Source organism: Amycolatopsis sp. NPDC051128, from assembly GCF_040682715.1.
GTDB lineage: Bacteria > Actinomycetota > Actinomycetes > Mycobacteriales > Pseudonocardiaceae > Amycolatopsis.
In genome coordinates, this window is sequence record NZ_JBFBBN010000020.1 from 52713 (window position 1) to 65040 (window position 12328).

Consider the following 12328-nt stretch of genomic DNA (forward strand, 5'->3'; position numbering starts at 1 on the left):
GGGTTTCCGGCGTTCGAACGTTACGTCGTGGAGGACGCGGTCAGAGCGCTCCGCCGGCCACCGGCGGCATCTGCGAGTCGGAGCCACTGTTGCCGACGGACTCGCGGTACAGGTGCGCCTCGACCTCGAACAGGTTGCCGTTCGCGCGCTTGACGACGTTCAGCAGCGTGCTCATCTGGGAGATCTCTTCGACCTGCTCCTTGAGGAACCACTGCGTGAACTGCTCGCCGATGTAGTCCTCTTCGGCGCGAGCGGCCTTCGCCATCGCGGAGATGTCGGCGGCGACCTCTTTCTCCTGGTTCAGCGCGAGCACGATGAGCTCGGTGACGTCGGAGAAGTCGTTGCGCACCTCGCCGGTGCCGGGGATCTCGACGTGGTGGTCGCGGTCGAGCATGTACTGCACGAGCGCCATCGCGTGGTTGCGCTCTTCGACGGACTGCTTGTAGAAGTGCTTCGCCAGCTGCGGCAGGTCCTCGGCGTCGAACCACACCGCGAGCGCGATGTACTGCTGGGACGCGTTGAACTCGTTGTGGATCTGCGCCTGGAGCAGTTCATAGAACTTCGAGCGCGGTTCTTTCTTCTTGGTGAGGGCCATGTCGGACACGGTACGCCAGAATGAGCATTCTCACCACTTCGGACTGGTGATCTGCAGCCTATTAGGATTACCATTCCTAAACAAGAGTCACCTAATTAAAGCAAGCCTTCCCTAAATTGCCGTAGCCATTTAGGGAAGGCTTGCTTCATTTACAGCGGATCGCGCCGGACCGGGCAGGACATGCAGCGCGGGCCGCCGCGGCCGGAGCCCAGTTCGGACCCTGCGATCGGCAGCACCTCGATGCCGGCCGCCTCCAGCCGCTCGTTCGTCTCGGCGTTCCGCTCGTAGCCGACGACCACGCCGGGGGCCAGCGCGAGCGTGTTGTTGCCGTCGTCCCACTGCTCGCGTTCGGCCGTCACCGGGTCGAGCCCGGTGTCGATGACGCGCAGCCGGTCGATGTCCATCGCCTCGGCCGCGGCCACCAGGAACGGCGCCGGGCCGGCCACCTTCACGCCGCCGTCGCCGGTCGGGCGCAGCGTGAACGCCGTCAGCGAGTCGCGCGCCAGCGGGTACATGACCACCGCGTCGACGTCGACCATCGTGCACACCGTGTCCAGGTGCATGGTCGCGCGGGACTGCTCGATCGGCACCGCGAGCACGGTGTGCGCGATGCCGTCGGCGAACACCGACCGCGCGAGGGACTCCGCGCCGGCCGCGGTGGTGCGCTCGCCGACGCCGATGGCGAGCACGCCCGGCGCCAGCAGCATCACGTCGCCGCCTTCGATCGGCGCCGAATGGGCGCCGTACGCGCGGGCGGCGTGGCGGAACTGCGGGTGGTAGGCGTAGATCAGGTCCAGCACCGCGGTTTCCCGGCGGCGCGCGGGCATGGTCAGCGACGAAATGGCCACCCGGTCGGCGATCCACACGGACGAGTCGCGGGTGAACAGCAGGTTCGGGAGCGGGTCGACGGCGAAGTCGTGCGGGTGGTTCATCATCCGCACCAGCGACGCGCCCTCCGCGGACGGCAGCTCTTCGAACGTCATCCCGGCCATCAGCACCTCGGCGAGGGCGGCCGCGTCGACGCTCGAGAGGTGCGAACGCAGCGAGTCGGCCAGGTCGCCGCCGAGCCGCCGGTCGTCGACCGCCGCGTGCACGCCCGCCGCGTGGGCGCGGTCGTCTTCCAGCGCCGTCCGGAGCGCGTCGGCCAGCAGCAGGACGTCGACGCCGCGGCTGCGCAGCACCTCGGCGAACGCGTCGTGCTCGGCCTGGGCCCGGTCGACCCACGGGATCGAGTCGAACAGGAGCTGGTCGTTGTTGCGGGGCGTCAGCCTTTTGAGCTCGTTGCCGGGCCGGTGCAGCAGCACCGCGCGCAGAGGTCCGACTTCGCTGTCCACCCGGGGAGGTGCCGTTTCGTCGATCACCTGCCGAGCTTACTCAGGGCAACCAGGAAACGTGACCCTTGAGCAGCGAATACCCGACGAACGACACGAAGTCGAACAGGGTGTGCGCGGCCACGAGCGGCCACAACCGGTTGGTCTTCTGCCACAGCCGCCCGAACACCAAACCCATGATCAGGTTCCCGGCGAATCCACCGAACCCCTGGTAGAGGTGGTACGACCCGCGCAGCACGGCGGCGCCGAACACCGCGTTGTTCTCCCGGACGCCGAGCTGCCGCAGCCGCGTCAGCAGGTAGCCGACTACCAGGACCTCTTCGGCGAACGCGTTGCCGAACGCGGAAAGCGTCAACGTGATCGGGCGCCACCACGTGTCGCCCAAAGTGGACGGTTGCACCGCCAGGCTGAAGCCCAGGTGGTAGGAGACGAAGTACAGCGCCAGGCCGGGGATCCCGATCAGCGCGGCCAGCCCGAGGGTCAGCAGCGCGTCGCGGCCGGGGGTCCGCCGGTCCAGCCCGACCTGCGCGATCTTGATTCCGGCCCGCCACAGGAAGTACAGCCCGAGCGCGCCCCAGCCGACGAGCTGGGCGGCCGAGAGCAGCTGCTTGAGCAGGTCGATCAGGCTCGCCGCGGCCTGGGGCACGTTGAGCTGGACCTGCTGCTGGGCCAGGGGCGTCGGCTGCAGCAGGGAGTCCACAAGGGACAACAGGCTGCGTACGCCGGACAGGCCGAGCGTGATGCCGAAGACGATCAGCAGCTCGATCTTGACCGCCCGGCGTTCACGCGGGTCCTCGATCGTTCCGGGGAACTCGGGACGGGCCGGGGCCAGCCACGATCGCGCGGTGAACGTCATGAGCGCACGCTACCTTCGGGGTATGCCGAGGAGCATCGCCACCAACGAAACCGTCGACCGCGCCGCGCTGGTCGAGTTCCTGTCCACTCGCCACCGCGCGATCCTGCTGACCACCAAGGCCGACGGCGGTCCCCAGCTGTCGCCGGTCACCTGCGGCGTCGACGCCGAGGGCCGGCTGGTCGTCTCGACCTACCCGAAGCGCGCGAAGGTCGTGAACATCAAGCGCACCCCGCGGGTGTCGGCCTGCGTCCTGTCCGACGAGTGGAACGACCAGTGGGTCCAGCTCAACGGCACCGCCGAGGTGCTGGACATCCCGGATTCGGTCGAACCGCTCGTGGCGTACTTCCGCAGCATTTCCGGCGAACACCCGGACTGGGACGAATACCGCGAGGCGATGGTCAAGCAGGGCAAGAGCATCATCCGCGTCACGATCGAGAGCTGGGGTCCGCTCGCGAAGGGTGGCTTTCCCGCCGAACTAGCGTGACGTCCCCCGCAGGAACGGGCAGCCGACCAGCCGCCGCAGCTCCGTCGCGAGCTGCGGCGGGCTGTCGACGGACTTCGAGAACGCCAGCCGGACGTCGTGGTCGCCGGTGTCGGACTCGACGCGCAGCCGCAGCCCGAACCGGTCGAGCCCGAGCGGCCGGATGCGGCCGCCGCGTAGCCCCGCCGGCAGGTGCTTCGCCAGCTGCTCGACGACGTCGGAGTGGTCGCTCTCCAGGTGCCGCAGCCACCGGGCCTCGTAGTCGTGGAACGGGTCGGGCGGCGCGGCGCTGAACATGTGCGGGCGCAGCGAGTGCGTGCCTTCGGCGTCGGCGAGCACGAGTGACGCCGGGGTGAGCCGCAGCACCGTCACGCCGTGGCCGACGTCGAGGAGCCGCTCGTCCGGCCGGGTTTCGGCGATCGCCACCGCCCGCGCGCGGGCCGACACCGGCGAGAGCGGCCGCAGCCAGCCGGTGATCCACAGCAGCCCGCGGATCGGTTCCCGCAGGTCGACCGGCGCCTGGTCGGCGAGTTCCACCAGCACGGCCAGCTCGCCGCGCTGGGCCTGCTTGGCCGCGCCGACCATCGGGTGGTCGTCGGGCAGCAGCACGCTGACGCTGCCGCTGGGGTGCACGTGGTGCAGGACCGGGACGACGCGCTCGCCGTCGAGGCCGGCGCGTTCGCAGGTCGGCAGCAACGACGCGGGGCCGTTGCGGGTGGCGATCGTCTTGGCGCGCTCGGCGGGGTTCGGTGCCGGCGGGCGGCGGATGGATGTGGGTGCCTCGGTCACGGCTCACCTCCTACTTAGGTGAGCCTAACCTGAATCGCCAGGTCTGGGTAGTCGCGGCGGTCACGTTCGCACCCGCTGAGCGGGGCATCCGGTAACGCCGGTGTGCAAATCACCGAAAAGGCGGATGACCAGTGCCGACACGGTGGGGGCCCCGCGTGCAGATCGTCCCGGTTCCCGAGCGCGTGCCCGCGTTCGAGCTCGACCCCGCGATGCCCTCCGGCGCGCTGCCGATTTTCGGCGAGTACCTGGACCGGATCGGCCGCACCGCGGCGAACGGGCGGCTGCTGACCTGGGTCCTTCCGGTGTTCGGGATCGCCCAGTTCTTCACCGGCGCCGGGATCGCGCTGCCGGTGGGCACGATCGCGCTGGCCGGTTCGGTCCTGGCGTGGTGGCGCTACCGCGCGCACGTCCGGGTGCCCGAGACACGGCTGAAGCGGGAACCGTTCCGCCAGTTCGACATCGCGCCCGACGGCTTGGTCGCCGCCGGACGGACGATCGGGGTGCGCCTGCCGGACGGTCGCTGGCTGCGCGTCCGGCTCGACGAGGCGTACCGGCTGCTGCTGGCCGGCCACCGGCGAGTGTGGCTGCTGGGGCGGGGCCCGAAGGTGTTCGTCGGCTTCTCCGGGGTCGTGCGGGTCCGCCGCGCCCGGATCTTCGACGCGCCGCCGGCAGGCGCGGTGGCCGTGCCGCCCCTGGCCGGGTCCGCTTCGCCGCGGCTCGACCCCGTGCTGGCCGCGCACCGCCGCCGGATCGCCCGTGAGCTCCGCGCGGCGTCCGCGTTCCTGCTGACCTTGGCCGGATTCGCCGTGTGGGTGCGTGCCGACTTCCCGGTCACGAAGTGGGGCGCCTTGATCGTCGCGGGCGGTGCGCTGCTGGGCGCGCTCGGGGCGGCGACGCGCTCGTTCACCTACGGCCGCCCCCTCCCGGCCGACCACTGGACGGAGCTGCGAGCGGTCCTCGACGGTCCGGTCCGCATGGGCCGCCGCGGCGCGGCCCACCTGAGCGGCCTGACCATGCTCGCCGACGGTCGCATCGTCGGGTTCAGGATGCACAAGGCCGACCCGTCGATGGCCGCGAACGTCGCCGCGACGGGCCGGCTGTGGATCGCGGGCGTGCCGCGGCCGGGCCGCGCGATGAAGACGGGGGTGCCGGGCTACCCGGTGCTGGGCACGGTCTGGCTCGGCTGAGCGGGCGTCCGGTCGCGACGCGGCAGCAGGAACGGCGTCACCAGCACCAGGACCCCCGCGACGCCGATCGCGACGCGGGGACCGGTGACGCTCGCGATCAGGCCCCACAGCGCGGTCATCGCCGCGATCGCCGCCTTGGTGCTGACCGACCACGCCGAGAGCGTCCGGGCGATGCGGTCCGCCGGGAGCTGCTCGAGCCGGTAGGTGGCCAGCACCGGGTTGAACACGCTGCAGCAGACGATCAGGCCGAGTTCGACGACCATGACGAAGGCCAGCCCGCCGGTGCCGCCCGGGATGAAGGCCAGCGCGAGCAGCCAGCACGCGCGTAGCGCGCCCGCCGTCAGCAACACGGTGTGCCGCCCGAACCGCCTGACGAGCCGCGGGGTCAGCCGTGAGCCCGCGAGCCCGCCGAGGCACGGCACCGCGAAGGCGAGCCCGTACTGCCAGGGCGCGAACCCGAGGTGGTTCAGCAGCAGCACCGCCAGCAGTGGCTCGGTCCCCATGATCAGGCCGTTGAACAGCAGGACGTTGAAGAACAGCGGCCGCAGCCCGGGGTGCGTCAGCAGCGTGCGCCACCCGTCGGCCAGGTCACGCGCGCGCAGCCGGGTGGTCGTTCGCGGCGCCGGCTCGCCTCCGCCGATCGCGCGGATCCCCAGCGCCGAGAGCAGGAAACTGACGGCGTTGGCGACCACCGACGTCACCGGGCCGAGCAGGGCGAACGCGGCCCCGCCGAGGGGCGGCCCGAGCGCGGTCGCGGTCCAGTTCGTCGACTCGAACCGCCCGTTCGCGACGAGGAGGTCATCCGGCGGCACGAGCCCCTTCAGATAGGCGCCGCTCGCCGCGGTGAAGGTGATGTCCGCCGCGGCGACGGCCACCGAGACGACGAGCAGCTGGGCGAAGCTCAGCAGGTCGAGGGCGTAGGCGGCGGGCACGCTGATCAGGGCGGCGAACCGGACGAGGTCCATCGCGACCATCACCGGCCGCTTGCGCCGGTGGTCGACCCAGGGGCCCAGCGGCACGGCCACGAGCGCACCGACGGCCGGCCCGACCGCGGCGAGTGCCGAGACCGCCGCCGGCCCGGCGTGCAGCACGAGAATCGCCAGCATCGGGAACGCGCCGAAGCCGAGCCACGTGCCGAACGCGCTGACGGCGTAAGCCGACCAAAGCCACCTGAACCGCGGCCCCAGCGACCGCCCGCGCATCACCGGGAGATCAAAGCGGGGAACGGCCGAGCGCGGCAAACAACCGACGCGGCGGCGAGCCACAACGGCGCGTTGTGAATCTAGAGTCGTCCGCTGTGGACCTCGATGCCGTTCGCACGTTCGTCGCCGCCGTGGAGGCGGGCCGGTTCCAGGACGCCGCGGTGGATCTCTCCATCACGCAGCAAGCCGTCTCGAAGCGCATCGCCGCGCTGGAGAAGGCGCTGGGCGTGCGGTTGTTCACCCGCACCGCGCGTGGAGCCGTCCTCACCGGTGACGGCGAGGCGTTCCTGCCGCACTCCCGCGAGCTGCTGCGGGCCGCGGCGCGGGCACTGGCGTCGGTACGCACCGGGCCGGTCCGGGTCGACGTCATCGGCCGGCGGCTGTGCCCGGCAGCGTTGCTGCGCGGGTTCCACGAAGCTCATCGGGAGATCGCGTTGGAGGTGGTGACGCTCTTCGACGCCGTCTCGGCGGTCGCGGCCGTCCGGGAAGGAAGCATCGACGCGTCCTTCCGCGCGGTCGGCGTTCTGCCCGACGACGTGGAATCGACCTGGGTGTTCGATGAGCCGCTCCAGCTGCTGTGCGGACCCGGGCACGCCCTGGCGAGCGCGGCGACGGTCACGCCCGGGCAGCTGCGCGGGCACCGGATCCGGATGCCGGGGATCGTGCCCGGCACGGAGTGGGGTGCTTACTACGCCGAACTGGCGGACGTTTTCGGGTTGTCGATCGACGCCGCCGGGCCGAACTTCGGGACCGAGGTGGTGCTGGACGAGCTGAGCGGATCGGGCGAGGTGGCGACGCTCGTCGGAGCCGGCGTGCGGCTGTCGTGGCCGGCGGGCCACGACCTGCGGCGAGTGGCGATCGGGGATCCGGAGCTGGTGTACCCGCATTCGCTGGTCTGGCGGCGGGGCAACGCGCACCCGGGGCTGGCCGCGCTGCGGAGGCACCTCGAAAAGGGCGAGCGCGTCAGCGACGCCTGGCGGCCGGGCTGGGCGAGCTAACCCAGCGACCTCCGCGTCGCCTGCTCGGTCTCGAGGACGCCCTGCCGGATGCCTTCGAGCTGGTCGCTCAGCTCCCGGACCGCGCCGGTGTCCACGGTGACGTCCGTGGTCGCCGCCGTCAGCTCGGCGACCCGCGCCACCAGGCTGTCCAGCCCGAGCGCGCCGGACTGCAGCTGGGCCAGCAGCTTGTCCCGGGCGCCGGAGAGCCGCGTGTGCACGTCCGCCTGGGCCTGCACCGCCGCCAGTGCCTGTTCGAGGTCGCCGCGGACGTCTTCGTTCGCCGACCGCAGCTCGCCGTCCAGCCGCCGCCGTTCCCGCTTGACGGCGTCGAGGTCGACGCGGGAGAGGGCCTTGCCGGTCGCCGAGGCGCGGCCGGCCAGGCGCCGCAGCGTCTCCAGGGTTTCGCGGACGACGGGTTCCATGTCCGCGACGCGGTCGGCGAGCGGTCCGGAGTCGAGGGAGTCGCTCAGCGAGACGAACCCGTCGGCCGCGCCCTCGGCCCGGCGCAGCCAGTTCTCCTCGGCCGACCCCGGCGAGACGTCGAGCACGCGCGCTTCACGCCGTTCCGGCTCCTTCTCGCGGGTGGCGATGGCCACGCCCGCCCTCGCGGCGAGGACGGCCACCCCGACCCCGACCGCGGCGACGACCGGCAGCTGCACGGCCCACGCCATTCCGGCCGACGTGGCGGCGAGCACCAGCCCCCACGGTTCGGCGAGCTCACGGGCGAACTTCATGACCGGAGGATCTCAGAAATTCGAGATCACGGACGTGAAGACCTGGTTGATCGAGTCTGGTTTGGACGAGTCGTACTCCGAACCCTCGGTCGCCTCCGCGATCTGCTTCAGCACGTCCTGGTCCGCGTCCGAGCCGTAGGCGATCGTGAACAGCCGGACCGTCTCCGCGTTGCCCTCCGGCCGCAGCTGCGGGAGGAGGTGTTCGAGGTCGACGCCGCCGGAGTCCTCGTTGCGGCCGTCGGTGAGCACCACGACCGCGTTGATCGCCGCCGGGTCGAGGTGCGCCTTCATGTGCTCGTACGCGGCCAGCGACGAGTCGTACAGCCCCGTGCCCGACTGCGGCGTCAGCCCGCTCAGCCGCATCGCCAGGGTCTCCTTGCCGTTGTTCCCCAGCGCCTGCACCGGCACCAGCTCCTGGTAGTCCTTGTCGCTGTCGAGCCGGGTGGAGAACTGCCAGAGCCCGACCTGGTCCCGCGGCACGAACTGGCCCAGCGCGTCGATCGCGGCCTGCTTGGCCAGGTCGATCTTGCTCTTGCCGGTGCCCTTGACCTCCTCGCCCATCGAGCCCGAGACGTCCACGACCAGCAGCACGTTCGCCTTCTTGCGCAGCTCGGTCCACGTGGTCAGCAGCTTCGACAGCACGGTCGGCGACGGCGGCTGCAGGAAGGTGATCTTCGCGTCCGGCTGGACGCCGTTCGCGGTGGTCGCCTGCGGGCCCGGCTTGCCGTCGAACGACCGGAAGCCCAGGGCGGCGAACCGCTGCTGCGGCTCCGGCCCCCGCAGGTAACCGAGGAAGTCCGCGGCGATCTGCTTGCGCGTCGGGTCGGCCCAGTTCAACGTGACGAACGGGTGGTCCGAGTTGAGCGTGCCGTCCGCCGGGTAGATCGCGACGATCGGGACCTTCGGCGGCGCGTGCTGGCCGACCTTCGCCGGGTCGTTCGTCGGGTTGCCCTGGTTGTAGCCGATCAGCGAGCTCTCCTCGACGGTCACCGCCGAGATGTAGGACAGCGCCGCACCGCGGTCGTCGGCCTTCTGCAGGTTGGTGAGGAAGGTCAGCGTGTTGTCGCCGTAGTGCACGATCGCCTGTTCGATGTTCGAGACGAACTGCTTGGCCTCGGGCTTCTCGAGCGCGGCCGCGGTCAGGTCGGACGACGTGCCGGTGGCCGCGTAGTACGCGCCGATGGTGGCGTTCAGCCCGGCGGTGGAGATGTTCGGGTTCGTCTTCCCGAGCCGGAACTTGCCCCACTCCGGGTGGCCGTACTTCGCCCAGCCCGCCGGGTCGGTCGCGAGCGCGGTGAGGTCCTTCCAGCCGATCGGCTTCGCCGGCCAGCCCAGCGCCTCGGCCATCGGCTTCGGCATGGCGACCGTCAGCGGCGAGTTCGCGACCGACTGCGGGTCGCCATCGGGCACGATCGAGCCGGTGTCGCCCTTCGCGTTGACGCGCAGCAGGTTGACCCAGCCGCTCGCGGCCGGCGTCCAGACGTCCGGGCGCGGCCCGTCGGTGGCTTCGTTCCAGCCGTTCGCCAGCGCCCGCATCGCGACGCCGGAGGACTTCGATTTCACGATGACGTCGACGCAGTGCCCGGCGACCGACCGCCCGGAGTAGGCCTTCGCGGCCTCTTGGACGATGCCGGCTTTTTCCGGCGAAGACGCGATGTTCAGCGCGACGGCGTCCGAACCGGTGCATTTCGGCTGGTCCGCCTCGTCGCTCGAGCCGCTGGTCCAGTACCGGATGCCGACGATCAGCCCGGCGGCGACCACGATCGCGGCCACGAACGGGAGAATCTTTCTCTTGCGTCGCGCTGGTTGGGAATTGATCATCGAACCCCTCCCCGTGCCGCTTCCTGTGGTCATTATCCGGTGAGGACCGGGTGGCCGGGGGTGCGTTGCCGAACCGTTGCCCGGAAAATCCGCGTGCCGGAGCCGCGTGGCGGCAAAAAGGCCGTCACGCTATTTGTTTCGCATTCACAACTTCATGCCGGTCGAAATCCTCGGTCGTCCGCAGCGGCGGTGCCGCAGAACCGCCGCCGTCGCCGTCGACGCGGCGGCGAGCAATGCGGAAACGGCGGCCGCCGCGGAAAGCCGGCGTCGCCTGCGGTGGGTGGTTTCTTCCGCGTCGCGGTGCCGCGCGGCGGCATCGAGGAACCGCCGTTCCTTCGCGTTCGGCCGGGCGTCGAGCTGTCGTGCCCAGGTCAGCGCCTCGTCGAGCCGGCCGCCCCGGTACAGGGCAGCCGGCTCGCGATCCGCCGCTTCCCACAGCCGCGTGGCTTCGGTGAGCCGTCGGTGGACGCGCAGGGCGTCGCGGTCGGCGGCCAGCCAGGCGCGCAGCCGCGGCCAGCCGTCGATCAGCGCGTCGTGCGCCAGTTCCAGCCCCGCCCGGTCGGCCGTGACCAGCCGCGCGCCGACGAAGTGCGCCACCACGCTCGGGGTGGCCGGCTCGTCGTGGGGAACGAGCCGCCGGGTGTCCGCGGTGCTCTCCCCGAAGGTGACCAGGCGCAGGAACAGGTCCCTGGTCGCGGCCCGCTCGACCGCGGAAAGCCGCCCGTAGACCGCTTCGGCCTGGCTGACCACGGCGGCGGTGATGCCCCCGGTGGCGTCGTAGCCGGCGAGCGTCAGGCTGCCGGTCCGCCAGGTCCGGCGCAGCGCTTCCGTGGCGAACGGCAGGGCGCCAGGCTGCCGCGTCACCTCGGCCATCAGTGTCGCGACCAGCGCGTTCTCCAGAACGCGGCCGACGTCCGCGGCCGGCCGCACGAGCGCGGCGCGCACTTGCCCGGCTGTCAACGGGCCCAGCGGGATCAGCCCGTCACGCAGCGCCCCGGACAGCGCAGGGTGTCGCGCGGCGACGTCCGTGAACTCGGCGCGCAGGCCCAGGACCACGCGCACCGGCGCTCTGGCCGCCCCCGCGACCGCGGCCAGGAAGCCGTCGTCCTCGCCGGTCAGGACGTTCTCGAACTGATCGACGACCAGCAGCAGTTCGGTGCTGCCGGTCGTCAGCGCCTGCCGGACCCGCAGGTGCAGCCGGCCGGGGTCGGCCGCGAACTCCGCGCGCAACCGGGCCGCCGGGATCCCGGTCAACGGGGCGAGCCGTGCCGCGCACTCCGCCAGCGGCTCCCGCCCTGGCTGCAGGAACACCACGGGCCGGCCGGAGCGCTCCAGGCCCGCCCGCAGCAAGGAAGTCTTCCCGCTGCCCGACGGCCCCGCGACGACCAGCAGGTGCTCGGTGGCCAGCCGGTCCAGCAGCAGGTCGACGACGTCTTCGCGGCCGAAGAACCGCCCGGCATCCCCCGGGCCGAAGGGCGCGAGGCCCAGGTACGGCGGTTCGGCGGCGGCAGGCGCGGCCAGGCGTCGCCGGGCCAGTTCGGCCGCCACGTCGTGCCACTTCCGGTCCCATTCGGTGACCGGCCCGTCGCAGGCGCGGACATAGGCCAAGGTGACCGCGAGCGTCGGCAGTTTCCGGCCGCTCGCGGCGTCGGACAATGTTCCCGCCGAGTAATGCGCCCGTTTTCCCAATTCCCGATAAGGCGGGCTTCCCGCCTTCTCCCGCAGTCGTCGCAAATCCCCGGCGAACTGTGACAAAACTTCATCGTCCGTATCAATCGGACGCTCCCCACGCGGCATTACGCCACCCCCTAGTGCATTCCATTGTTCGGAGTTTGTCGTTCGCTGTCCACCGAGCGGGACAGAACAACCCCAACGCACTAGACCGGAAAGTGATCAGCGCAGCACAACACTGGAGGGGTTCATGAAGATCGACACGATGAAGCGGGCCGGCGCCGCGGTGCTCGGCGCGGGCGCACTGGTCGCGATGGGGCTGGCGGGAGCCGGTACGGCCTCGGCCGCCGACGCGCCGAAGGGGGCGACCATCCACTGGGTGTCCGACGGCCCGGGCGAGGCGACCTCGAACCACGTCTCGAGCTGGCAGACCACGCACGTCGACGGTGACGACTGGTCGGCCAACGTGCGGGTCGACTACGGCCGGAGCGGGGCCGTGACCCGGTGCTCCGACGGCAGCGTCAAGTACGGGCCGTCGCAGGGGCCGGGCTACTGGATCTTCGCCGGCAACTGCTACGGCAACGGGTCGCTCACCGGCTACGGCTACTACAACGCCTGACCGGTGATCCCGCGGACGGGCCCTTCCTCGCGAACGCGGGGAAG

The 12328-nt window shown here is 71.4% G+C and carries 12 protein-coding genes; 4 read left to right on the top strand and 8 right to left on the bottom strand.

Annotated features, from left to right (window positions below):
- Positions 1-40: 40 nt before the first annotated feature.
- The 3 genes from AB0M82_RS21505 to AB0M82_RS21515 all read right to left on the bottom strand — a co-directional run bounded on the left by AB0M82_RS21505 (position 41) and on the right by AB0M82_RS21515 (position 2782).
- Positions 41-595: a ferritin gene (locus AB0M82_RS21505; RefSeq protein WP_364724399.1), complete on the bottom strand. Its 555-nt coding sequence runs from the start codon at positions 593-595 to the stop codon at positions 41-43.
- Positions 596-744: 149 nt separating this feature from the next.
- Positions 745-1929, bottom strand: coding sequence for an arginine deiminase (locus AB0M82_RS21510; protein WP_364724603.1), 1185 nt, complete (start codon positions 1927-1929; stop codon positions 745-747).
- A gap of 40 nt (positions 1930-1969) precedes the next feature.
- Positions 1970-2782 (bottom strand): type II CAAX endopeptidase family protein, encoded by an 813-nt coding sequence (locus AB0M82_RS21515; protein ID WP_364724402.1) that lies wholly within the window; start codon positions 2780-2782, stop codon positions 1970-1972.
- A gap of 22 nt (positions 2783-2804) precedes the next feature.
- Here AB0M82_RS21515 and AB0M82_RS21520 point away from each other — a divergent pair, with 22 nt between their 5' ends.
- Entirely contained in the window at positions 2805-3266 is a 462-nt protein-coding gene (locus AB0M82_RS21520; protein ID WP_364724404.1) for a PPOX class F420-dependent oxidoreductase, read from the top strand.
- Here the strand turns inward: AB0M82_RS21520 and AB0M82_RS21525 are convergent.
- A complete protein-coding gene (locus AB0M82_RS21525; RefSeq protein ID WP_364724407.1) occupies positions 3258-4052 on the bottom strand; it encodes a DUF2470 domain-containing protein in 795 nt (264 codons plus the stop codon). The genes AB0M82_RS21520 and AB0M82_RS21525 overlap by 9 nt on opposite strands.
- Before the next feature lie 155 nt (positions 4053-4207).
- Here AB0M82_RS21525 and AB0M82_RS21530 point away from each other — a divergent pair, with 155 nt between their 5' ends.
- A complete protein-coding gene (locus tag AB0M82_RS21530; protein ID WP_364724410.1) occupies positions 4208-5239 on the top strand; it encodes a hypothetical protein in 1032 nt (343 codons plus the stop codon).
- On the opposite strand, the gene AB0M82_RS21535 is transcribed toward AB0M82_RS21530, so the two are convergent.
- On the bottom strand, positions 5206-6444 hold the full coding sequence (locus AB0M82_RS21535; RefSeq protein ID WP_364724412.1) for an MFS transporter: 1239 nt from the start codon (positions 6442-6444) through the stop codon (positions 5206-5208). The genes AB0M82_RS21530 and AB0M82_RS21535 overlap by 34 nt on opposite strands.
- Positions 6445-6536: 92 nt before the next feature.
- Here AB0M82_RS21535 and AB0M82_RS21540 point away from each other — a divergent pair, with 92 nt between their 5' ends.
- On the top strand, positions 6537-7439 hold the full coding sequence (locus AB0M82_RS21540) for a LysR family transcriptional regulator (protein ID WP_364724415.1): 903 nt from the start codon (positions 6537-6539) through the stop codon (positions 7437-7439).
- Here the strand turns inward: AB0M82_RS21540 and AB0M82_RS21545 are convergent.
- From AB0M82_RS21545 to AB0M82_RS21555, 3 genes are all read right to left on the bottom strand, one after another.
- Positions 7436-8173, bottom strand: coding sequence for a hypothetical protein (locus AB0M82_RS21545; RefSeq protein WP_364724417.1), 738 nt, complete (start codon positions 8171-8173; stop codon positions 7436-7438). The genes AB0M82_RS21540 and AB0M82_RS21545 overlap by 4 nt on opposite strands.
- Positions 8174-8185: 12 nt before the next feature.
- Positions 8186-9994 carry a substrate-binding and VWA domain-containing protein gene (locus tag AB0M82_RS21550; RefSeq protein ID WP_364724419.1) on the bottom strand — a complete coding sequence of 603 codons (1809 nt, stop codon included), beginning with the start codon at positions 9992-9994 and terminating at the stop codon, positions 8186-8188.
- A 144-nt stretch (positions 9995-10138) separates the two neighbouring features.
- The gene (locus tag AB0M82_RS21555; RefSeq protein ID WP_364724422.1) at positions 10139-11650 is read right to left on the bottom strand and encodes an ATP-binding protein; all 1512 of its coding nucleotides are present in this window, start codon (positions 11648-11650) and stop codon (positions 10139-10141) included.
- Between the two features lie 265 nt (positions 11651-11915).
- Here AB0M82_RS21555 and AB0M82_RS21560 point away from each other — a divergent pair, with 265 nt between their 5' ends.
- On the top strand, positions 11916-12284 hold the full coding sequence (locus AB0M82_RS21560; RefSeq protein ID WP_364724425.1) for a hypothetical protein: 369 nt from the start codon (positions 11916-11918) through the stop codon (positions 12282-12284).
- Positions 12285-12328: the final 44 nt, after the last annotated feature.

Bases quoted from the DNA above. Each gene is read 5' to 3' on its own strand.
- AB0M82_RS21515 (WP_364724402.1), bottom strand. From the start codon at position 2,782: ATGACGTTCACCGCGCGATCGTGGCTGGCCCCGGCCCGTCCCGAGTTC.
- AB0M82_RS21550 (WP_364724419.1), bottom strand. From the start codon at position 9,994: ATGATCAATTCCCAACCAGCGCGACGCAAGAGAAAGATTCTCCCGTTC.
- AB0M82_RS21520 (WP_364724404.1), top strand. From the start codon at position 2,805: ATGCCGAGGAGCATCGCCACCAACGAAACCGTCGACCGCGCCGCGCTG.
- AB0M82_RS21545 (WP_364724417.1), bottom strand. From the start codon at position 8,173: ATGAAGTTCGCCCGTGAGCTCGCCGAACCGTGGGGGCTGGTGCTCGCC.
- AB0M82_RS21505 (WP_364724399.1), bottom strand. From the start codon at position 595: ATGGCCCTCACCAAGAAGAAAGAACCGCGCTCGAAGTTCTATGAACTG.
- AB0M82_RS21560 (WP_364724425.1), top strand. From the start codon at position 11,916: ATGAAGATCGACACGATGAAGCGGGCCGGCGCCGCGGTGCTCGGCGCG.